The following is a 21,685-nucleotide window of genomic DNA, read 5'->3' as shown; positions in this document are numbered from 1 at the left end:
AAGTGCGCGGCCGTGCCCGTCGTGCCCCAGAGCAGCGCGGCCAGAAAGATGGGGGCCACGCCGAGCCGGCTCGCGACGGTTCGCGGCGGCGTCACCATCCGAGAGTGCCGGGAGCCCCCTTGAACGGTCCGACGACCCGGGAGGTGATCCAGCCGCCGTAGAAGTCGCCCGGCTGAGGCAGCACCGCTTCCCCGTTCACGGTAACGAGGTCCATCCGTCCGGGGTACAGCGCGACGCGGTTCGCCAGATCCTCGAAGCCCCGCGTCGGCGACGGGTAGTACCACCCGGCCGCCTCCTCCATACGCCCCGGGGTGACCACGCTCAGGTACGACGCCTCGCCCTTGTACTCGCAGTACGATCGGCCGGTCACCGGTTCGAGGCTCCCCGCCCGGAACGCGGAGTGCGGCAGGTAGTAGACCGGCGGATGGCTGGTCTCGAGCACCCGTACGGCATCGTCGGTGTCGACCAGGACCAGGCCACCGAGGGTGACGACGACCCGGTCGGCACTCGTCTCCACGCGAGGCGGTCGCGGGTAATCCCAGACCGATTCCTGGCCGGGTCCGGGCACAACCCGGTTAGTGCGAAACGGCTTCATCCGGCCAGCGTACCGGGAGCGGCCGGGTGAATTCGAACATTGGACGAACCCTCCTGGCGCTGCAACTCCACCCCGAAGACGGCGGCCTGGGTGCGGCGCTCCATGCCAAGTTTGCTGAGCACCCCCGACACATAGTTCTTCACCGTCTTCTCCGCCAGGTCGAGGTGCTCGCCGATCTGGCGGTTGGTGAGGCCCCGGGAGATCAGATCGAGGACTTGCCGTTCCCGCGTCGTCAGCGCTCGGGCGGCAGGGTCGCCTCGGTCCAGCCCCAACGAGGTTGCCACCCGGCCGGCCAGCAGCGGGGTGAGCAGCGACTCCCCCCCTGCCACACGCCGGATTCCCTGCACCAGGCGATCACCGCGGATGTCCTTCAAGACATAGCCGGACGCCCCAGCCAGGACGGCGGCGCGGCTGGCCGTGTCGTCGTCGAACGCCGTGAGCATCAGGCACCGGATGCCGGGATCCCTCCCCCGGATGTCCCGGCAGGCGTCGATGCCGCTTCCGTCGGGCAGCCGCACGTCAAGGACCACGACGTCCGGCCGGGTGGCGGCGACCCTGGCCACGGCCTGCCGCCTCGTTGCCGCCTCCCCCACCACTTCCAGGTCAGCTTCGGCGTTGATCAGGGCAGCCAGGCCGATACGGACGACGTCGTGGTCGTCGACCACGAACACACGCGTCATCGGGAAGTCCCTGCGGAAGCGTCGCTCACGCGCGCCGTCCAACGCAGCTCGGCACCGCGCGGCGCCCGGTCGCGCAGCGACACCATCCCCTGCCAGCGTTCGGCTCTGACCGCCAGATTAGCGACGCCGCTGCGCCGACTTGCGCCGGTAAGACCGACGCCGGTGTCGCCGATCTCGACCGTGAGGATGTGCGCCGCGACCGAGACGCGCACTTCAGCCTCCCGGGTTCCGGAGTGCCGGACCACGTTGGTCAGCCCCTCGCGCACGACCGCCACGACATCATCAGCCAGCGAGGTGGAAACGAGCAGATCGATCGCCCCGGAGAACACCACCCGCGGCGGGTGCGCAAAGAGAGGTCCGACCTCGTCGAGCAGGTCGACGATGCTGCGGCGAAGCCCGTGCCGGTCGGGGTCCGCCTGCGTCGACAACCCGAAGATCGCGGTGCGGAGGTCGGCGATGACCGCGTCGAGGGCTCCCACCTGGTCGGCCAGCCGCCGCCCGAACACCGGGTCGGCGGTCATCCCGCCGAGGGCGCGCACGGCGAGCCCGACAGCGAAGACCCGCTGAATGACCCGGTCGTGCAGCTCACGTGCGATCCGGTCGCGATCGGTGCGCACCGCCAGACGCGCCCGGTCCGTGCTGCTCCGCTCGAGGTGGCGGCCCGCATATGCCAGTCGGGCGAAATCGACGGCCGTATCGAGGTCCACGGCAGTGAACGGGGGCGCCCCGCTGGGCCGGGAGGCCGTGAGCACCACTGCGGGCGGGCCGGTTTCCCCGGCTTTCCCCAGCGGGACCACCAGGGTCGACCCGAGTATCAGGAGCGACTCGGGGCCCGCAGCCTCGCTCTCTTCCCGGCCGACGAGGACCGGCCGGCCGGTGGCCATCGCCCGGCCGCACAGGCTACCCGCCACGGGGAAGGCCAGGCCGTCCAACGGTCGAGTGGCACTGCCATGAGCCGCGTGGACGACAAAACCGTCCCCCACGCCCGAATCAACACCAGGCGGCCCGATGACGCAGACTAGGTCCGCATCCGCAGCCGACGCGAAGATGTCTGCCAGCAACATCAGCGGGTCACCCGTTCGCTCACCCCGCAAGCCCTCGATGAAATCGGCGGATGCGGCCACCCACCGCGACCGGCGCGGGAGGGGCAGGTGCGCCGGCAGGTCGATCACTGTCTCCGGGCAAGCCTCGGAACGTTCGTTCAGGGTGACCGGGATAGTTTCGTGGGGCATGACCGAGGACCGCCTCTCGTCTGGTAGCGGGGATACTACCCGCACGGGACCTTCGGCCCTGTCCCGGTCCGGCAGGCACTGCGATCATAGCGTGGAGCGGACTGTCCGGTGCGATTCCACCCCAGAGCAGGAGTCACACCCATGGTTGAAAAAGTGATCGTGGCCATTGACGGTGGGGCCGCGAGCAAGGCGGCCCTGGAGTGGGCACTCGACCGGGTCGTGACGCTCGAACGGATGCAGGGCACGCCCGTGCAACTCGAACTCACCACGGTGGTGGAGCTGGGCTGGTACCCCGCTGAGGGATCGGACTATTCCAGTCAGCCTGCCTACGAGCGCGCGCTCGCGGAAGCCCTTCGACGGGTCGAACAGGTGGCACCCTCCTGCCGGAAGACGAGCTACATCCGACATGGCGTCCCGGTCGATGAGCTGGCGCGGGCGTCGGCGACCGCCGACCTTCTGGTCATCGGCACGAACAAGACCGGTGTTCTCGCCGGGACGGTCTTCGGCACCCTTCCCCTTCGCCTCGCGGCCCACGCCCGATGCCCCGTCGTCGTCGTCCCCGTCAACTGGCAGGCACGTGGCGGCCACATCGTCGTGGGCATGGAGAACGACGTCACGGCTCTGGTCGCCGTTGACTTCGCGGCCCGCGAAGCCGAGCGTTACAAACTCCCTCTCGATATCGTCCATGCCTGGACCATTCCCGCGACCGTGGCCGTCGAATACGGTGCCGTCCTGCCCTACGAGGAGATACGGGACGCCCACGCGCGCATCCTGTCGGGGGCAACGAGGAGGGTTCGCGACGCGCATCCGGCGCTGCATATCGCCGAGGTTCTGGAACAGGGCACCGCGGCATCCGTGCTCGTGAACGCCTCCCAAACGGCGTCCCTCGTCGTCGTCGGCACACACGGCCGGGGTGCCGTCGGCAGCCTCTTTCTCGGTTCGGTCAGCCACGACGTGCTGATGAACCTGCCGTGCCCGGTCGCTGTGGTCCCCCGCCCGGCCGGTGAACGCGCCGAGTCCCGACCGGACTCCACGGAAGGTGTGAAGAAGCGGTGAACACCTCCTACATCGGATTCGACGGATCGGATCCGAGCCGGTCCGCCTTCCGCTGGGGTCTGGCTCGGGCGGAAGCGGACGGGTCGCCCGTGGTCCTGGTGCACGTCGTCGACGATGAGTGGGGGCTGCTGGGTCCCGACTACGCGCGGGAGGCCGAGCGCCGGGCGAGCAGTCTGCTCACGCAGGAGATCACCGCGGCGAAGACGCATCCCGGGCTGGACATCGGCGCGCTCGTCCTGCACGGGTCTCCCGCCTGGACGCTCGCCGCAATGCCGACATCCGACGATGTTTTGGTCGTCGGAACCCACAAGACCGGCTCCCTGAGCGGACACGTGCTCGGCTCGCGCAGCGTTCAGATCGCCGCGGCGGCCCGCTGCACCGTCGCCGTGGTGCCGGAATCGACCACAGACAGCCGAAGTGGAGTCGTCGTGGGTGTCGACCGTTTCGAGGGATCCACCTCGGCCGTCATTCGCGGCGCCCAGGAGGCGCGCCGCCTTGGCCACGAACTCATCCTCGTGCATGCGCCGTCGACTTTGCGTGCGGAGCCCGGAGCTCGCGACTGCCGCGACCCCCGGTGTGTTCGTGAATCCCCGGCTGGTGCATCGGCCGCCGGCCGAGGCTCTGCTCGATGTCGGCAGCGAAGCTGTCATACTGTGCTCGGAGTTTCACATCCGAGGCCCGTGACCCAGTCGGTGATCGATTCAGTCATCCACGACGTCCTGATGAAAATCAACGTGCCTGTGCTGATCGCACGGTCCGACTGACACCCCCGATTCGCACGCTCCGATTCGAGCGTTGTGAATCATTTAGACGGGTTCGCTGACCGGTCCGGTCTCGGTGACGGCGACCCTGATCACGGCGACTGGGCAGGGCATGGTCAAAACGATCACATGACTGACCGAACCCAGCCAGAAGCGAGCGAACCCGTGACGACCGTGGCTGCCCACAACGAGAAGCCGCGCACCGGTCGCCGCCGACACGAGTGCGTCCGCCGGCAACCCGAGGTCGAGCCGCAGGTCAAGCACCAGGTCCGGATAGCGTTCGGCCAGTCCCGCCACCGCTTCGGCGAGGACCACGCGGTCCGCCTCATCGGGCACCATCGGCCAGTCGATCATGGCGCGCGCTTCGGTCCAAGGGGCCGGTGCGCTCCAGCAGTACAGCGCCGTCAACCGCTCGCCCAGGCGGTCCGCCTGATCCGCGGCGAATGTCACGGCGGCGAGGGATGCCTCGAAACCGTCCACCCCGACGACGACGCCGGTGCCGCGCTGTTCCTCCCGCTCGGGCACGACGACGACGGAACCGCCGGCGTAAGCCGCGATCTGCGCGGCTTGGGTGCTGAAGACATAGTCCCGAAACCGGCCCAGGGCGTGCGAGTCCACAACGAGGAGTTGCGCGCCGACTGCCCAGTCGGTGAGGGCCCCGGTGGGCGAGCCCTCGAGGACCGTCGTGCGAAAAGTCAGGTCAGGAGCGACACTGCGGGCCTCCTCGCCCTCACGGGCGAGCAACAGTTCGGCCTGCTCGCGGGCCGAGTGCAGAAACCCGACCGTGGTCGTGCCGAAGGTCGCGTCGACGACGTGCACCAACTCGATCTCCAGGCGCCGGGGACGCGCATAGTCGATCGCCCACTGCAGCGCAGCCCGAGCCGCCGGCCGACCGCTGACCCCCACTACAACACGGTTGTCCATGACGACCTCCTCCGCTCCCCGGCACAGCGGGCAGAACGGGGTCTACGATGTCGCGCGACGATCCGACAGAACAGGGCCGAAAGTCCCGGCGTCGGTCAGGACGTCAGTAGTCGAACTCGTCGAACTGTGGCGAATCCAGGCCGTCGCCCGTCCACGAGGCTCGGCCCGAGGCCGTGCCGACCAGGGCCTTATGGCGGAGAGTGTCCACCGTCTCCGGCTCCAGCAGCTCTGACCGTGCGGAACCGGCAGTAACGCAGACCAATTGGCCGGATCCGCCGATCAGGATCTGGATGCGACCCAGCAGTCCGGTCTCTTTAACGATCGGGATGTCGACGACATCGACCTGGGGACGGAGACTCAACGCCTCGGCATAGTGCATGACGGCATCCGCAAGGTCATCGCCCGTGATGACCGATCCGCCGGGGTGAAATAGACGCTTCATGGTAGACCCCTGATTGTTCACGAAATGGACATGTGCAGCCAGGGTCTGGGGCATATTCCGATTCTAGACCGTGCGGGGTTTATAGGTCGAGGGTTCGGTTCACAACCTGTTCGGCAACCTCGACCAGCCGCTGGCCGTTGTCGCGGGCATATTGACGCAGGATCGCGAAGGCCTCTTCCATGTCGACGGTGTGGGTGAGAGCGACGACGCCCTTGGCCTGCTCGATTAGAACGCGGCTACTGAGCGCGCGTTGCAGCTGGGCCCGAGCCACGCCGCTCTCCCTGATGGCGCGTTCCTGAAGAATGCCGATGGTGGCGGTGTCGGCCAGCGCCTGGACCGTGCGCAGGTCCTCCGCTCCCAGACCGCCGAGGCGATCCCAGAAGAGATTGAGCGATCCGATGGTCGTCGCTTGCAGCCGCAGGGGAACCGAATGCATCGACTCGAAGCCGAGTTCGAGCGCTCCCGCCCGGAACCGTGGCCACGCCGGGGCGAGGACATCGAGGTCGGGAATGGCCACGGGTAGCCGGTCGTGTAGCACTCGACGCACGGCCCATTGCCGGCCCGCAGCTGCAGGATCTCAATCAGGCGACTTCGTTCGTTGGTTGAGGCCATTACCTCGAGATCGTTGTCGTTGTAGGCGGAGAGGATGATCCCGACCGCGGACGCGCCGAAGAGTGTGGCGCAGGTCTCTACGAGTGTGTGCAGCACGTCGACGACGTCGTACCCGACGACAAGCGGGTCGGCCAGCGTGACGAAGGTCTCAACCAACTGACCTTCACGTGTTCTGGTCACCATAATTCCATCCCAATACCGGTCTAATTCTGATGTAAAATCGACCCTTCGCGCCACAACATCGTCCGCTACCTCGCGGACCGTGCGCGCGTGGGAGAACGCGTAGCCCTGGACGATCAGGAGGGCATCCGAGGCTCCCACGTTCAACTGGGCCAGTACCATCCCCGTCGCCTGGTGCACGAAGCGACGCGAGTAGCCCTCGTCGGCGTCTGGGTCCGGCTTCACCGTATGCTCGAGCAGGACGCGCCGAAGCACCTGCCGGGCGGCGATCCCGACCAGCATCGTGGCGTCGCGATCTCAAGTCCGGTCAGGGTGCGGGGGCGGCGGGAGTACAGGTCAACCGCTCCGATATCCAACGTTCCGACGACCATCGGGAACGCGAACACGCCTTCGACGTCGCTCGCGCACACGGTTTCGGTGCCGAACGGTGCGCCGAGGGTGGAGATCGCCACGCCGGTGACGGGCAGCACCCGCAGGAACGACGAACACAGGTGCGTGCTGTTCAGGTGCGCGTTGGGCAACTCCTCGACGGCGAGGCCGAACGATTGACGGTCAGACCGGGACATGACGACGTTCACCCCCCATGGCATCCGTTACTCGGGTCGAAATTACTCGCATCGAAGTCGCTCGCGCGTGAGTGTGAACGGTGCCTTCACGACCACTCGGCTCCGCGGGAAAGCAACGATTATTCCGCGGCGGGCAGCGACTTTCTCAGTCACGCCGTTTCCAGCGTATCGCGCGGAACCCGGCTCCGCAGAGCGATTAAAGAACCTGCGTCCGACCTTTGCACGCACCGAGGATCGGTGACGGCCGGATGGGGCGTAGGCCGAGTCAGTCGGCGAACCTGCGCAGCATCTCCAGTACGACCGCGGCCGAGCGGTCGGCCGCGTCGTCGATGTGGGTGAGGTGATCGTCAATCGGTCCGCACAGGTCGGAGATGCCGCGGACCGCCACGAACGGTACACCATAAGCGAAGCAGGTTTGAGCAGCGCCCACGGATTCCATGTCGGTGGCGAGAACCCCGGGGAACAGCACGCGGAGGCTCTCTGCGCGCTCCATGCTTACGAAGGCGTCGTTGGAGACCAGCAGCCCGCGGCGCACGACCAGCGCCGATCCGTCGGGCATCCGGGCAGCCGACTCGGCGCCGCGCAGCGCCTCAGTCGCGCCCTCGTAGCGAGCCGGCATGCCGGGCACCTGGCCGAGCGCGTACCCGAAGACGCGTGCGTCAGCGTCGCTGTTGAGGTATTCGCTCCCGATGACCACCTCGCCCACCCGCACCTGGGCACCCACCCCGCCGGCCGAACCCGCGCTGATCACCAGCGGCGACGCCTCGGGGTCCTCGGCGCGCACAAAGAGGAGTGCGGATGTCGTCCCACCGGCCGCGTTGACCAGCCCGATGCCGCTCTGCACGAGCAGCACTTCACGCCCGGCCAGGGTGAGGCGGTGCCGGCGGGCCCTGCCGATGGCGACCGGCGGTGCGGAAGCGGTGGCCGCCGCCAGGAACGGAGCGGCCTCCTCCTCCATCGCGACCAGAATGATCGCGTCGACGGTCGTCATGCGGTGACGGTGGCCCAGGCGCCGCGGGCGGCCAGGAAGACCTTCACGGCGTCCTGGGCGGCTGCCAACGAGTGGTTGGCTCCCCACCCGCACTGAACCTCGTTGGCGGCGGGCACCTCGGTGGCGCCGAGGATGTCGGTCATGGTGGCCTCGATCAACTCGAGGACCTCGGCGTACTCCGGCTGCCCCTGCAGAATGAGGTAGAAACCGGTTTGACAGCCCATCGGCGAGAAGTCGATGACTCGGGTGGAATGGTTGCGGGAGTGCTCGGCGAAGAGGTGCTCGATCGAGTGCACTGCCGGCATCTCCAGGTGAAGGACGTTGGGCTGGGTGAAGCGCACGTCGTACTTCACGATGGTGTCCCCCTGCGGCAGCATCTTGGTATCGGCCAGGCGCACGTAGGGTGCGACAACCGTACGGTGATCGAGGTTGAACGATTCGACGTTCATGCGTGGCTGATTCACGTGTTCTCCCTGGAAACTGTCGTGGCACTCGGCTGGGGCTCGTTCGCAACGGACGTGATCAGGGGGTTATGTGTGGGCCCTACCGGGCTCGAACCGATGACATCCACGGTGTAAACGTGGCGCTCTACCAACTGAGCTAAAGGCCCCTGACGCAACGGCCGGTGAAGGCCGTGGTCCATCATACAGATTCTGCGCGCCGGGTGGACCGCGGCCGGGTTCAAGCCGGCTGGAGTTCGCCGATCGCAGCCCGGTAGGCCTCCAGCGACCGGGGCTCGCCCGGCGCGGTGATGAAGCTGGCCCGGATGATCCCCTCAGGGTCGATCAAGAACGTGGCCCGGTTCGCAAAGCCCTTTTGCTCGAGGAACACCCCGTATTCCTTAGCGACCGCACCGTGCGGCCAGAAGTCGGCCAGGAGGTCGAAGGTGTACCGTTCCTGTTCCCCCCAGGCACGCAGGGCGTGACGGGAATCGACCGAGATGCCGAGCAGTTCCACTTCATTGGCGACGAACAACGACAGGTTGTCCCGCAGCTCGCACAGCTCGCCACTGCAGATTCCGGAGAACGCCAGGGGGAAGAAGACCAGGGCGACCGACTTCTTCCCGCGGAACTCGCTGAGCTGCACCCGCTCGCCGAACTGGTTGAAGAGCTCGAAATCAGGAGCCTGGGTGTCATTTTCCAACGCCATGGAGCGCTTCCTTTCGTGCGCCCACGGGAACGATGCAAGGCGACGCCACAGCCTAGCCCCGCCTCCTGCCGGAACCAAGATGAGCGTCCCGAGGGACCCTCGATTCCCGGCCCGAACGGCGCTCACCGACCGCGCACAAACCGAAGGCAAAATCTGTAGGCTTGCGTGGTGCCATCGGTCGTGATCCGACCGTCATCCGGCACCGCTAACTTGGCAGGTTCGCTTCGATGGTCTGCCCAACAGAGAGAGGTCGAGTGTGACTGTCAACGACCAGGACCCGTATTCGGTTAACAGCACGGATGCGGACCCGGAGGAAACCGCCGAATGGTCGGAATCGCTGGACGCGCTCGTATCGGCCCACGGTCACCAGCGTGGTCGGGAGATCATGCTGACGCTCCTGAAACGCTCCAAGGAACTGCACCTCGGCGTGCCCATGGTGCCGACCACGGACTACATCAATACCATCGCGGCTGGCAATGAACCCGACTTCCCCGGCGACGAAGACATCGAGCGCCGCTACCGCGCCTGGATACGCTGGAACGCCGCCGTTCTCGTGCACCGTGCTCAGCGCCCCGGCATCTCCGTCGGCGGCCACATCTCGACCTATGCATCCTCCGCTGCCCTCTACGAGGTCGGCTTCAACCACTTCTTCCGCGGCCAGGACCACCCGGGCGGCGGAGACCAGATCTTCATCCAGGGCCATGCCTCCCCCGGAACCTACGCGCGGGCCTTCCTCGAGGGCCGCCTGAGCACCGACCAACTCGACGGATTCCGCCAGGAGAAGTCCCACGGCCCCAACGGGCTGTCCTCCTACCCGCACCCGCGACTGATGCCGGAATTTTGGCAGTTCCCGACGGTCTCCATGGGACTCGGCCCGATCAACGCCATCTACCAGGCGCAAACCAACCGGTACCTCACCAACCGCGGGATCAAGGACGCCAGCGACCAGCAGGTCTGGGCGTTTCTCGGCGACGGCGAGATGGACGAGGTCGAGAGCCGCGGGCAGCTGCAGGTTGCCGCCAACGAGGGTCTCGACAACCTCAATTTCATCGTCAACTGCAACCTCCAGCGCCTCGACGGCCCGGTACGCGGCAACGGCAAGATCATCCAGGAACTAGAAAGCTTCTTCCGCGGCGCCGGCTGGAACGTCATCAAGGTCGTCTGGGGTCGCGAGTGGGACGAGCTGCTCTCCCGCGACACCGATGGCGCCCTGCGCGACCTGATGAACGCCACCCCCGACGGCGACTACCAGACGTACAAGGCCGAGAGCGGTGCGTACGTGCGCGAGCACTTCTTCGGCCGCGACCCCCGCGCGCTCAAGCTCGTCGAGGGTTACACCGACGACGACATCTGGAACCTCAAGCGCGGTGGCCACGACTACCGCAAGGTCTACGCGGCATTCAAGGCCGCATCCGAGCACAAGGGCCAGCCGACCGTCATCCTGGCCAAGACGGTCAAGGGTTACGCCCTCGGCCCGAGCTTCGAGGGCCGCAACGCGACCCACCAGATGAAGAAGTTCACCCTCGACAACCTCAAGACGTTCCGCGACAGCACTCACATGCCGATCACGGATGCCCAGCTCGAGGAGAACCCCTACCTCCCGCCGTACTTCAAGCCGGACGAGGACGATGAGGCGATCCAGTACCTGCATGAGCGCCGCCGCGCGCTCGGCGGGTACGTGCCGGAGCGTCGCAGCAAGTACACGCAGATCACCCTGCCGGGCGACGCGACCTACGCTCCCACCAAGAAGGGTTCCGGCACGCAGGAGATCGCGACCACGATGGCCTTCGTGCGGCTGCTCAAGGAACTGCTGCGCGCCAAGGACTTCGGACACCGCATCGTGCCGATCATCCCGGACGAGGCTCGCACCTTCGGCATCGACGCGTTCTTCCCGAACGCCAAGATCTACAACCCCAGCGGCCAGCAGTACACCTCGGTCGACCACGCGCAGCTTTTGGCGTACAAGGAGAGCCCGCAGGGCCAGATCCTGCACGTGGGGATCAACGAAGCCGGCGCGATGGCTGCCTTCACCAACGTGGGCACGTCGTACGCAACGCAGGGTGAGCCGCTCATCCCGATCTACGTCTTCTACTCGATGTTCGGCTTCCAGCGCACGGGCGACGCCATGTGGGCCGCGGGCGATCAGATGACCCGCGGGTTCATGATCGGCGCCACCGCCGGACGCACCACCCTCACCGGTGAAGGCCTGCAGCACGCCGACGGCCACTCGCCGCTGCTGGCCTCGACGAACCCCGCCGTGGTCTCGTACGACCCGGCCTACGGCTACGAGATCGGGCACATCGTGCGGTCGGGACTCGAGCGGATGTACGGAGGAACGCACGCCGACCCCAACGTCATGTACTACATCACGGTCTACAACGAGCCGCAGGTACAGCCGCGCGAGCCCGACGACGTGGACGTGGACGGCATCGTGCGCGGCATCCACCGCGTCAGCGCGTCCGATGTGTCGGGTCCGAAGGCGCAGCTGTTGGCCTCCGGCGTCTCCGTGCCCTGGGCACTCGAGGCCCAGGCCCTTTTGGCCGAGGACTGGGGAGTGTCCGCCGACGTCTGGTCGGTCACCTCCTGGGCCGAACTGCGTCGCGATGGCATCGCGGTCGAGGAACACAACTTCCTCTACCCGGACGACGCGCCGCAGATCCCCTATGTGACGGAGAAGCTGGCCGGCACCGCCGGACCGTTCATCGCCGTCACCGACTTCATGCATGCGGTGCCCGATCAGATCCGGCAGTTCGTGCCCGGCGACTTCGCGACCCTCGGCGCCGACGGGTTCGGTTTCTCCGACACCCGCCCGGCGGCCCGCCGCTACTTCAAGATCGACGGACCGTCGATGGTGGTGCGCGCACTCGAACTTCTCGCTCGCCGAGGCGAGGTCGACCGCAGCGTCGTCGGCCAGGCGATCGCGAAGTACCGGTTGCACGACGTAACGGCGGGAACTACCGGTTCCGCCGGGGGCGAGAGCTAACAGCCCCCGTGGCACCCACACCGAAGACGAAGGAACAGACGCTCAGCTGGCTGCGAACGATATCCGGGGAGCTTTCCACGGCGACGCTGAAGCGTCTCGAGGACACGCTGCCCTGGTACGGCGATATGCCGCCCGGGCGGCGTTCCGCCGTGGGCCTGGTCGCCCAGGCCGGGATCACGTCGTTCATCTCGTGGTTTGACGACCCGCGGTCCACCCCCTGGATCGCGGCCGACGTCTTCGGTGCCGCTCCGCGTGAACTGCTGCGCTCAATCAGCCTGCAGCAGACCCTGCAGCTAATTCGCGTCACCGTCGAGGTGGTGGAGGAGCGGGTCAAAGACGGCGGGGAAATCCTGCGGGAGGCCATCCTGCTGTACTCCCGCGAAATCGCCTTCGGCGCGGCGGATGTCTATGCCCGGGCAGCCGAGGCACGCGGCCTCTGGGATGTACGCCTCGAGGCCCTGGTCGTCGACTCGATCCTGAGCGGCGAGTACGACGACGAACTGCCCAGCCGGATCGCGGCCCTCGGCTGGCACGGGCACGGCGAGGTCTGCGTGCTCGTGGGCACGACACCCAAGATGCTCGACGTCGACCAGCTGCGTCGCTCGGCCCGCCACATGGCCGCCGACGTTCTGATCGGGGTGCAGGGCAACCGGCTCGTCCTGGTCATCGGCAGGGCCCACCCGTCGCCGACCGAGACGGATGACGCGATCGGCACGGCCTCCGCCCTCAGCTTCATGGAGATCGCGGTGCAGCTCGAGCCGAGCTTCGGCGCCGGCCACCTGGTGCTCGGCCACGAGGTGCCGAATCTCGTCGACGCGTCCAAGAGCGCTAAGGCCGCCTTGGCCGGCTTCGCCGTGGCGCGCTCCTGGCGCAACGCCCCACGCCCTGTACAGGCGGACGATCTGCTCCCCGAGCGGGCGCTGGCCGGCGATCCGCTTGCCCGCGCCACGCTGATCCACCGGATCTACCGCCCGCTGCAGGCGCATTCGACCGAGCTGCTCACCACACTCTGGTGCTACCTGGACAACGGTCGCTCCCTGGAAGCCACCGCCCGGGAACTGTTCGTACACCCGAACACCGTGCGCTACCGCCTGAAGCGGGTGTCAGAGGTCATCGGCTACGACGCCACGGGCGCCCGTGAGGCCCTCATCCTGCAGGCCGCCCTGATCATCGGGTCGATCAGCGACCACGACGGCTCAACACGCCGGCGTTAATCGCGGCGTCAGAGGTGCCGAACTAACGAGATTCGACAAACACTCCGCAAATAGTTGGTGGATCTCCGACACGCCCGCAACAAACGAGGTTGGGAGACTGGATCAATGATTGTTGTCGTCTGCCCCGGTCAGGGCTCACAAACCCCCGGTTTCCTCGAGCCCTGGCTTCGGAACCCCACTTTCGCCGCCGGCCTGGACGAGATCTCCGCGGCCTGCGGAATTGATCTGATGCGCCACGGCACCGTGAGCGACGCCGACACCATTCGGGACACCCGAATCGCCCAGCCGCTGATCGTAGCCGCCGGACTCCTCACGTTGAACGCACTCCTCGCCGACGGACGGCGGGAGCGCATCACCGGTATCGCCGGTCACTCGGTGGGCGAGATCACCGCCGCAGCCGGCGCAGGCATCCTCAGCGCGGCGGACGCCGTGCGTTTCGTGCGCGAGCGCGGCACCGCCATGGCCGAGGCCGCGGCGCTGGAGCCCTCCGGCATGAGCGCCGTGCTGGGCGGCGATGAGACCGAACTCCTGGCCCGCCTCGACGAACTCGACCTCGCGCCGGCCAACTTCAACGGTGGCGGACAGATCGTCGTCGCCGGCTCCCTCGCGGCTCTGGCCGCTCTCGGCAAGAACCCCAATCCGCGCACCCGGGTGATTCCGCTGCAGGTGGCTGGTGCATTCCACACGCGGTATATGCACCCGGCGGTGAAGCACCTCACCCGTGTCTCCGCGCTGCTCGCGCCCGCCGATCCCACGCTTTCGATCTGGACGAACCGGGACGGCAGCGCGGTGTCCAACGGTGCCCGGTTCGTGGAGTTACTGGTTGATCAGGTGTCCTCGCCGGTACGGTGGGATATGTGCATGCGTTCGTTCGCGGATGCCGGCGTGACCGGAATCATTGAGGTCGCACCGGCCGGGGCTCTTGTCGGCCTCGCCAAACGTGCCCTCAAGGGCGTGCCCAGCATAGCGATCAGGACGCCGGACGACCTGCCCGCTGCGTTCGACCTGATCGACCAGCAGAACCTAGTCTGACCGAAAGAGAATATGTCCAAGCCAACACTCCAGCAATCGCACGGTCCCCAGTACACCCGGATTCTCTCGATCGGCGCCGCCCGCGGGGACCTAGTCGTGCCCAACGACGACCTGGTCGGTCCGATCGATTCGTCCGATGAATGGATCCAGCAGCGCACCGGCATCATCACCCGCACCCGAGCGAGCCAGGACATCCAGGCCGTCGACCTCGCGACGGATGCCGCCCGCGAAGCCATAGAGAGGTCCGGCATCCAGCCGCACCTGATCGACGCCGTCATCGTGGCCACGATCAGCAACGGCCGGCAGACACCGTCCATTGCCGCCGTGGTCGCCGATCGGGTCGGCGCCAACCCCGCCGCCGCCTACGACGTCAACGCCGCCTGCGCCGGATACACCTACGCCGTGGCGCAAGCCGATTCCCTGATCCGCACGGGCACCGCCCACTACGCGCTCGTCATCGGCGCCGAGAAGCTGTCCGACCTCGTCGACCCCACGGACCGCAGCATCTCGTTCCTCCTCGGCGACGGCGCCGGCGCCGTCGTCATCGGCCCGAGCGACTTCCCGGGGATCGCACCCACCGTGTGGGGATCCGACGGGTCCAAGGCCGATGCCATCACCATGAATCACACCCTGCAGGAATACCGACGCGGAGAATCCGAATGGCCCACCCTGCGCCAGGAAGGCCAGACGGTTTTCCGCTGGGCCGTCTGGAACATGGCGAAGGTGGCTAAGGAGGCTCTCCAGGTCGCGGGAATCGAGAGCGACCAGCTCGCCGCTTTCATCCCGCACCAGGCCAATATGCGCATCATCGACGAGTTCGCCAAGCAACTGAAGCTTCCCGACTCGGTCGTCATCGCCCGCGATGTCGCCACCACCGGGAACACCTCGTCGGCGTCGATCCCGCTGGCCACCCACCGTCTCCTGGAAGAGCACCCCGAGCTCAGCGGTGGCCTCGCCCTCCAGATCGGCTTTGGAGCAGGACTGGTGTTCGGCGCGCAGGTCGTCGTGCTTCCCTAGATTTCACTCAACTCCCCTCTAAACTGAATCTCGGTCATACGAGACACCCCCAAGGAGAAATAACATGGCATTGTCCACCGAAGAAGTTCTTGCCGGCCTGGCCGAACTCATCAACGACGAGACTGGCATCGCGACCGACACAGTTGAGATGGGGAAGTCATTCACCGATGATCTGGACATCGATTCCATCTCGATGATGACCATCGTCGTCAACGCCGAAGAAAAGTTCGACGTCAAGATCCCCGACGAAGAGGTCAAGAACCTCAAGTCCGTCGGCAACGCTGTCGACTTCATCGTCAAGGCTCAGGTCTAGTCCACAAATGAACAGGCCGGTCGGCATCTGCCGACCGGCCTGATCTGTGGGTGATGCCCACGTTTGCACGCCTCACGGAGAGTTAACGTTATGACCAAAAAAATCGTTATCACCGGCATCGGTGCGACCTCCCCTCTCGGCGGCACGGCCGCCGACAGCTGGTCGGCCCTGCTCGCCGGCGAATCGGGGACGAGCACGCTAGACCACGAATGGGTGGCCCGGACTCAGCTCCCCGTGACCTTCGCCGCCCAGGCCAGGGTTCCATCCGTCGACGTTCTGGCCCGCCACGAGACGAAGCGTCTCGACCCCTCCAGCCAGTTCGCGTTGATTGCCGGGCGTGAAGCCTGGGCGGATGCCGGCTCCCCCGAAGCAGACCCCGAACGGCTGGCCGTCGACTGGGCCACCGGAATCGGTGGAGTCTGGACCCTTCTCGACGCGTGGGACACCCTCCGCGAACGCGGTCCGCGCCGCGTGCTGCCGATGACCGTGCCCATGCTCATGCCGAACGGCCCGGGAGCGGCCATCGGAATGGACCTTCACGCCCGGGCCGGAATCACCACGGTTGTGTCCGCGTGCGCCTCGAGCACCGAGTCTCTCGTGAACGCCTACAACCGCCTGCAGGCCGGGCTCGCCGACATCGTCATCGCCGGTGGCTCCGAGGCCGCAATTCACCCGCTTCCGATCGCATCCTTCGCTGCCATGCAGGCCTTGTCCAAGCGAAACGACGACCCGGCCACGGCGTCGCGCCCCTACGACATCACCCGGGACGGCTTCGTTCTCGGTGAGGGTGCCGCGGCGCTCGTCGTCGAGACGGAAGAACACGCCAAGGCCCGCGGCGCGCGCATCTACGCCGAGCTCCTTGGTGGTGCCGTGACCAGTGACGCGTACCACATCACCGCTCCAGACCCCGATGGCACGGCTGCGGCCCGCGCGATGATCACCGCGATCAGGAATGCCGACGCGAGCCTGGCGGATGTCTCGCACATCAACGCGCACGCGACCAGCACTCCGGTCGGGGACATCGCCGAGTACAACGCACTGCGCCGCGTGTTCGGCGACCTGCTCGACGGAATCCCGGTGTCGGCGACCAAGGCTTCCACCGGTCACCTCCTCGGTGGTGCCGGGGCGATTGAGGCCCTGTTCACGGTTCTCGCTCTGGCCAAGCGCATGGCCCCGCCGACCATCAACCTGCTGAACCAGGATCCGAGCATCCCGCTCGACGTGGTGACCATGCCGCGCACGTTGCCTTCCGGCGATCTGCTGGCCATCAGTAACTCGTTCGGTTTCGGCGGTCACAACGCCGTCGTGGCGTTCCGGTCGGTCTAGCTCCACCCGGCGGAAAACCCGCCTGCACCGGGATGGCCCCGACCGGCACCGGTCGGGGCCTTCCCGTGTTCGGGAGCGACCTTGCGCTGCACGTCAGCCCACCTGGTGCAACCACACGACCGAGTTGAAATCGCCGGCGTGCCGGAACGGTTCGAGCTCGTCGTCCCAGGCCTGCCCGAGCGTAATGCGGAGCTGCCGGTGGAGCTCCAGCGCGTTTGCCCCGGCCAGGTCCATGGCGTGGCGCAGCCGGTCCTCCGGGATAACGACGTTACCGGCCGTGTCGGTCTGGGCGAAGAAGATGCCCAGGTCGGGGGTGTGCAGCCAGCGCGCCCCATCGGCGCCGAAACCGGCGTCCTCGGTGATCTCAAAGCGAAGGTGGTCCCACCCGCGGAGCGCCGACGCGAGCCGCGCCCCCGTACCGCAGGCGCCCTCCCACTGGTACTCGGCCCGCTGCGCTCCGCGGAGCACGGGCTGCTCAGACCAGTCGAAACTGACGGGCACGCCCAGGGCGCGACCCACCGCCCACTCCACATGGGGACTCAGAGCGCGAGGCGAAGAATGCACGTAAATGTAGCCGCGCGCAGTCGCTTCCTGCCGAGCGTGTGTAGCCACCATCGTTTCTCCCGTTCTGTGAGGTGCGTCTTCCCCAACGACCTCTGAACGAAACAATGCGGCGTGCTGTGAACTTATCGAGAACTTGAACCTATGACCAACGGTCGACGCACCGCGCAGGCGCTGCATCCATGAATTATGCCTCAGCGACCCCTGCGATCACAAGACTCGAGCCGGGACCGGATCTCCGTTCGCTATACTCAGTATGGTCATACCTTGGCCACCGGAGGTCCCATGTCTGTTCGCAGCTGCCTGCTGGCGATCCTCACGATCGGTCCGGCCTATGGCTTCCAGATTCATGGCGAGCTGGAGTCTCGAACGGCCGGTCGGCGGGCGGTCAACGTCGGGCAGATCTACGGCACTCTTGAGCGGCTGGTGAAACAGGCGGCCGTTGAATCGGCCGGCAGCACCGCAGACGGCCTACCGCTGTACCGAATCACCGCGCTCGGCCAGGCCGAGGCGCTCCACTGGCTGGCCGATACCGAGAGCGCTCCCGGCAACGAGTGGAGCGACCTGGTCGACCGGGTCCTGATCGCCGTCTCCCTCCCTGATCCTCAGGTGCTGGGCATCGATGCGCGCGGCATCGTTGCCCGGTACCGCCAGCGGTGGCAGTCAAGCACCGAGACTGCGACCATGGACGCCGCGGCCACGGGCGCGGAGCGCTTGGCGGGCGCCGCCCGGGCCGCGCTGTCCGCCGCTGCGCTGGACTGGCTTCGGGACGTCGACGCGCTGCTCGAGGACGGCCACGCCGCGGGTTTTCGGCACGGTCTGAACGACGTGCGGCCGAAGCGCGGACGACGACCGGCATCCGTCGCCTGACCTGGACGACACGCACCGTCGGAGCTGCCGTCGCCTCTGCAGGGGTCGCACCTACTTCGCCTGCGCGTAGCTGTCGACCGTCGCAACGGTGAGCAGGAAATCGACCGGGAAATCGCCGAACAAGTGCCGGCCGGCGGTATCCGCCGCGCGCCGGATGATCTCCTCGACGGTATCTGCCAGCGCGGCGGGCGTGTGCACCATGACCTCGTCGTGCAGGAAGAAAACCAGGTGCGGGGCCCGGTCGAATTCCGACCCGGAGGCACCCTGGGCCCCCTGGGCACCCTGGGGCAGCATTCGCAGTTCCCGGCGCACCTCCGCCATCCAGCACAGCGCCCATTCCGCGGCGCTGCCCTGAACGATGAAATTGCGGGTGAAGCGGCCCCAGTCTCGCGCCTGACTGCGGGCCCGGCGCTCGTCGGCATCCGTCGCCCCGGGGTCGTAGGCCTTGGCCTGGGTGGCCAGCCAGCGTTCCCCGGGCCGCGGGGAGGAACGCCCAAGCCGTGTCGTCACGCTCTCGCCGCGTTCCCCGGCGCGTGCGGCCGTTTCGGTGAGGGCCAGTGCCCTCGGAAAGGCCTTCGCGAGCCGGGGCAGGAGGCGCCCGCTCTCCCCGCTGGTGGCGCCGTACATGGCCCCGAGCATGGCCACCTTGGCGTGGTCGCGGGTCTCCACGACGCCCCCGGCGACGATCCCGGCGTACAGGTCCGTTCCCCGGCCGGCCTGGGCCATGGCCGTGTCGGCCGACAGGGCGGCGAGGACGCGCGGCTCGAGCTGCGCGGCGTCCGCGACCACGAGCTTCCAGCCCGCATCGGCGACGACTGCGCCGCGCACCTGTTTGGGCAGCTGCAGGGCTCCCCCGCCCCGAGTGGCCCAGCGGCCCGTCACCACCCCGCCGGGGATGTACTCGGGATGGAACCGGCCGTCGACGATCCAGGTGTCCATCCAATACCAGCCGTTCGCGCTGAGCAGCCGGGCCAGCTTCTTGTATTCGAGCAGCGGATCGATCACAGGGTGGGTGAGCTCCTTGAGCTCCCAGGCGCGGGTGGACGTCACCTTCAGGCCGACCTTCTGCAGTGCCCGCATCAGGTCGGGCTGCGAGTCGGGGTTGAGACCGGGTTCGCCAACGGCGTCACGGATGCGCCGAGCGAGGTTTTCGAGGCGTTCGGGCCGGATGCCCGGGGCGACGCGGGGGCCGAGTTCGCGGGTCAGCAGAGCGTCGTGCACGTCGGTGCGCCACGGCAGGCCGGCGAACTGCATCTCGGCGGCGATCAGCGCCCCGGCCGATTCCGCGGCGAGCAGCAGGCGGAGGCGGCCGGGCTCCGCAGATGCGCGGACCGCGTCGAGCTGGCGCCGGTATTCCGCCTGCGTACCGAACCCGGCGGCCGCGCTGCCGGCGTCGCGGCCGGTCACGCCGTCGGCGGCGGTCTCGGTGTCGCTGCCGGCGGCGCTGTCACCGTCGCTGTCGAACAGGTCGAAGAGTGTAACCCCGGATGCGGACGCGGCCGGTTCGAAGGCCACCGCCCGATCCCAGCGGCTCGGCTCCGCCCGGGCCAGCGCGCTTGCCTGGGTCAGCGACGACTGGCGCAGGATCGCGTGGCACAGGCGCAAGTCGTGGGCGCGGTGCACCCTGATTCCGGCCGCCAGGAGCAGCGGGTAGATGCGGGCCGTGTCCTCCCACACCCAACGGGGCCGGTCTCGCTCCTGACCGAGCACATAGCCGGGGAATTCGTGTGAAGGCAAACGGAGTGCGGGCCCCGCGACGTTGCCCTCGGCGTCGAGCGACAGCACGAGGATCTCCCCGTTTCCCGTTCGACTCGCCAGAAGGTGCACCTGCCCATTCTGCCGGTTCGGGACCGTGCCGGCGGGAAAAGCATCCGTCATATGACCGTCAGTTCGTCCGGCCGTCTGTCGGTGGAGTGGCGTCGGCCTCAGCCCACGCCTCCTGCAGCAGGGCGACGGTCTCGTTGTCTGAGAGTTGGTGGAAGTCGGTGTAGAAGGGCCCGATTGCCCACAACTCCTGCGGGGCGTGCAGCACGACGATGACATCCGCATACTGCCGCATCTCCCCGAGCAGCTCGGCGGGTGCGACCGGGACCGCGAGCACCGTGAGTGCGGCGCCCTGCCGTTTCAGGGCCGCGAGGGCTGCCTTGGCCGTGGCTCCCGTCGCGAGGCCGTCGTCCACGACGACGGCGACACGGCCCCGCGGACTGATCTGCGGGCGGTCATCGAGGTAGAGGGTGCGACGTCGTGCGATTTCGGCCAGCTCGCGACGGCGGGCTTGGGCCAAACCCACCGAGTCGCCCCCGGTGGCGGCGAACACGTCCTCATTGACGATCGCCTGCGGACTAGCACCGTCGACGACCGCCCCCATCGCGACCTCCGGATAGCCCGGGGCCCCGATCTTGCGCACCAGGATGAGGTCCAGCGGGGCTTGCAGGCGCCGAGCGACCTCGATCGCCACAGGCACACCGCCCCGCGGGAGGGCGTAGACCACCGGGTCGTGCGCCTCAAGCTCGGTCAGTCGTTCGATCAGTGGTTCGGCCAGCAGTCGGCCGGCCTCGCTCCGATTCGTGAACATGAGGCTCCCACCCGGCGAATACCTTTTGCGGGTCCGCCTAGACCGATTCTGCCGCCGACCCTCGGCTTTGTCGAGGGCCGCCCGGGGCTCAGGCGCGGCGACCCGATTCGAGCTGACTTGCACACATGCCACTTCGGTGGTCCCGGGCACTGGACGCGTCCGAAGACCGAGGGCAGACTCGGGTCAATCAGAACACTCACGGCACCATCGAACGGAACCTGGATCAGCTGTGTATCGACGACTCACCACCCTGATTGCCGCGACCGGGCTCACGGCCGGGATCGCTCTCCTGCTGACGCTCGGCACCGTGATGCCGAGTGTGACCCGCGTCTCCGCCGACGAGTGCCCGGGCGGAACCGTGCCGATCGTCGATGTCGACGGGGAGACACAGTGTGTGGCCCTGACCGAGGGTGAAACCACCCCCGNGACACAGTGTGTGGCCCTGACCGAGGGTGAAACCACCCCCGGACCGACACCGACTCCGCCGCCCCCTCCCACCCCCACTCCGACCAAGCTCCCCTCGCCACCACCTGAGGAACCCGCCACCACTCCCCCGGCAGAGCCGGCCCCCTCGGCCGGGCCACAGTCCACGCCGGCTGTCGTTCC

22 protein-coding genes and 1 tRNA gene are annotated in these 21,685 nt (G+C 67.5%); 9 read left to right on the top strand and 14 right to left on the bottom strand.

Going from position 1 to position 21,685, the window contains the following annotated elements; translation table 11 throughout:
* Window positions 1-91: 91 nt before the first annotated feature.
* Genes CXY81_RS07040 through CXY81_RS07030 form a run of 3 tightly spaced genes read right to left on the bottom strand, consistent with a single transcriptional unit; the run spans window position 92 to window position 2,507 of the window.
* Window positions 92-595 carry a DUF427 domain-containing protein gene (locus CXY81_RS07040; protein ID WP_104194414.1) on the bottom strand — a complete coding sequence of 168 codons (504 nt, stop codon included), beginning with the start codon at window positions 593-595 and terminating at the stop codon, window positions 92-94.
* On the bottom strand, window positions 592-1,275 hold the full coding sequence (locus tag CXY81_RS07035) for a response regulator transcription factor (protein WP_104194413.1): 684 nt from the start codon (window positions 1,273-1,275) through the stop codon (window positions 592-594). Before CXY81_RS07035 ends, CXY81_RS07040 begins: the two co-directional genes overlap by 4 nt.
* Window positions 1,272-2,507 (bottom strand): sensor histidine kinase, encoded by a 1,236-nt coding sequence (locus CXY81_RS07030; protein ID WP_104194412.1) that lies wholly within the window; start codon window positions 2,505-2,507, stop codon window positions 1,272-1,274. Before CXY81_RS07030 ends, CXY81_RS07035 begins: the two co-directional genes overlap by 4 nt.
* Window positions 2,508-2,648: 141 nt before the next feature.
* Here CXY81_RS07030 and CXY81_RS07025 point away from each other — a divergent pair, with 141 nt between their 5' ends.
* Both CXY81_RS07025 and CXY81_RS07020 read left to right on the top strand, forming a co-directional pair.
* Complete coding sequence (locus CXY81_RS07025; RefSeq protein WP_104194411.1) at window positions 2,649-3,563, top strand: universal stress protein; 915 nt, start codon at window positions 2,649-2,651, stop codon at window positions 3,561-3,563.
* Window positions 3,560-4,327, top strand: a complete 768-nt coding sequence (locus CXY81_RS07020) for a universal stress protein (protein ID WP_104194410.1) — start codon at window positions 3,560-3,562, stop codon at window positions 4,325-4,327. Before CXY81_RS07025 ends, CXY81_RS07020 begins: the two co-directional genes overlap by 4 nt.
* A gap of 42 nt (window positions 4,328-4,369) precedes the next feature.
* On the opposite strand, the gene CXY81_RS07015 is transcribed toward CXY81_RS07020, so the two are convergent.
* The 8 genes from CXY81_RS07015 to CXY81_RS06980 all read right to left on the bottom strand — a co-directional run bounded on the left by CXY81_RS07015 (window position 4,370) and on the right by CXY81_RS06980 (window position 9,188).
* Window positions 4,370-5,248 carry a universal stress protein gene (locus CXY81_RS07015; protein WP_104194409.1) on the bottom strand — a complete coding sequence of 293 codons (879 nt, stop codon included), beginning with the start codon at window positions 5,246-5,248 and terminating at the stop codon, window positions 4,370-4,372.
* A gap of 103 nt (window positions 5,249-5,351) precedes the next feature.
* Complete coding sequence (locus CXY81_RS07010; RefSeq protein ID WP_104171093.1) at window positions 5,352-5,690, bottom strand: hypothetical protein; 339 nt, start codon at window positions 5,688-5,690, stop codon at window positions 5,352-5,354.
* Between the two features lie 79 nt (window positions 5,691-5,769).
* Window positions 5,770-6,207 carry a GAF and ANTAR domain-containing protein gene (locus tag CXY81_RS16940; protein WP_233194035.1) on the bottom strand — a complete coding sequence of 146 codons (438 nt, stop codon included), beginning with the start codon at window positions 6,205-6,207 and terminating at the stop codon, window positions 5,770-5,772.
* A 496-nt stretch (window positions 6,208-6,703) separates the two neighbouring features.
* Window positions 6,704-7,060, bottom strand: coding sequence for a hypothetical protein (locus CXY81_RS07000; protein ID WP_104194408.1), 357 nt, complete (start codon window positions 7,058-7,060; stop codon window positions 6,704-6,706).
* 253 nt (window positions 7,061-7,313) lie between these two features.
* On the bottom strand, window positions 7,314-8,039 hold the full coding sequence (mtnN, locus tag CXY81_RS06995; RefSeq protein WP_104194407.1) for a 5'-methylthioadenosine/S-adenosylhomocysteine nucleosidase: 726 nt from the start codon (window positions 8,037-8,039) through the stop codon (window positions 7,314-7,316).
* Entirely contained in the window at window positions 8,036-8,488 is a 453-nt protein-coding gene (locus CXY81_RS06990) for an S-ribosylhomocysteine lyase (protein WP_104171090.1), read from the bottom strand. The genes mtnN and CXY81_RS06990 overlap by 4 nt, the downstream gene beginning before the upstream one ends.
* A gap of 88 nt (window positions 8,489-8,576) precedes the next feature.
* A tRNA-Val gene (locus CXY81_RS06985) sits at window positions 8,577-8,649 on the bottom strand.
* A gap of 71 nt (window positions 8,650-8,720) precedes the next feature.
* A complete protein-coding gene (locus CXY81_RS06980; RefSeq protein WP_104101900.1) occupies window positions 8,721-9,188 on the bottom strand; it encodes a peroxiredoxin in 468 nt (155 codons plus the stop codon).
* Between the two features lie 256 nt (window positions 9,189-9,444).
* Here CXY81_RS06980 and aceE point away from each other — a divergent pair, with 256 nt between their 5' ends.
* The 6 genes from aceE to CXY81_RS06950 all read left to right on the top strand — a co-directional run bounded on the left by aceE (window position 9,445) and on the right by CXY81_RS06950 (window position 17,073).
* Complete coding sequence (gene aceE / locus CXY81_RS06975) at window positions 9,445-12,171, top strand: pyruvate dehydrogenase (acetyl-transferring), homodimeric type (RefSeq protein ID WP_104194406.1); 2,727 nt, start codon at window positions 9,445-9,447, stop codon at window positions 12,169-12,171.
* A gap of 8 nt (window positions 12,172-12,179) precedes the next feature.
* Window positions 12,180-13,385: a CdaR family transcriptional regulator gene (locus tag CXY81_RS06970; RefSeq protein WP_104101895.1), complete on the top strand. Its 1,206-nt coding sequence runs from the start codon at window positions 12,180-12,182 to the stop codon at window positions 13,383-13,385.
* Between the two features lie 105 nt (window positions 13,386-13,490).
* Window positions 13,491-14,417 carry an ACP S-malonyltransferase gene (locus CXY81_RS06965; protein ID WP_104171088.1) on the top strand — a complete coding sequence of 309 codons (927 nt, stop codon included), beginning with the start codon at window positions 13,491-13,493 and terminating at the stop codon, window positions 14,415-14,417.
* Between the two features lie 12 nt (window positions 14,418-14,429).
* Window positions 14,430-15,434 (top strand): beta-ketoacyl-ACP synthase III, encoded by a 1,005-nt coding sequence (locus CXY81_RS06960; RefSeq protein WP_104171087.1) that lies wholly within the window; start codon window positions 14,430-14,432, stop codon window positions 15,432-15,434.
* A gap of 64 nt (window positions 15,435-15,498) precedes the next feature.
* A complete protein-coding gene (locus tag CXY81_RS06955) occupies window positions 15,499-15,747 on the top strand; it encodes an acyl carrier protein (RefSeq protein WP_104171086.1) in 249 nt (82 codons plus the stop codon).
* A gap of 90 nt (window positions 15,748-15,837) precedes the next feature.
* A complete protein-coding gene (locus tag CXY81_RS06950; protein WP_104101886.1) occupies window positions 15,838-17,073 on the top strand; it encodes a beta-ketoacyl synthase in 1,236 nt (411 codons plus the stop codon).
* A gap of 93 nt (window positions 17,074-17,166) precedes the next feature.
* Here the strand turns inward: CXY81_RS06950 and CXY81_RS06945 are convergent, their stop codons facing one another.
* On the bottom strand, window positions 17,167-17,688 hold the full coding sequence (locus CXY81_RS06945; RefSeq protein ID WP_104194405.1) for a DUF3145 domain-containing protein: 522 nt from the start codon (window positions 17,686-17,688) through the stop codon (window positions 17,167-17,169).
* A gap of 231 nt (window positions 17,689-17,919) precedes the next feature.
* On the opposite strand from CXY81_RS06945, the gene CXY81_RS06940 reads away from it, so the two are divergent.
* On the top strand, window positions 17,920-18,504 hold the full coding sequence (locus tag CXY81_RS06940; protein WP_158252019.1) for a PadR family transcriptional regulator: 585 nt from the start codon (window positions 17,920-17,922) through the stop codon (window positions 18,502-18,504).
* A gap of 51 nt (window positions 18,505-18,555) precedes the next feature.
* Here the strand turns inward: CXY81_RS06940 and CXY81_RS06935 are convergent, their stop codons facing one another.
* Window positions 18,556-20,331, bottom strand: coding sequence for a bifunctional 3'-5' exonuclease/DNA polymerase (locus tag CXY81_RS06935; protein WP_233194034.1), 1,776 nt, complete (start codon window positions 20,329-20,331; stop codon window positions 18,556-18,558).
* A 58-nt stretch (window positions 20,332-20,389) separates the two neighbouring features.
* Entirely contained in the window at window positions 20,390-21,079 is a 690-nt protein-coding gene (locus CXY81_RS06930) for a phosphoribosyltransferase (protein ID WP_104194403.1), read from the bottom strand.
* Window positions 21,080-21,685 lie beyond the last annotated feature (606 nt).

Source organism: Cryobacterium sp. M25, assembly GCF_002929635.1.
Taxonomy (GTDB): Bacteria; Actinomycetota; Actinomycetes; order Actinomycetales; family Microbacteriaceae; genus Cryobacterium; species Cryobacterium sandaracinum.
The sequence above is the reverse complement of the archived record's forward strand: the minus strand, read 5'-3'. Positions and strand labels throughout refer to the sequence as shown.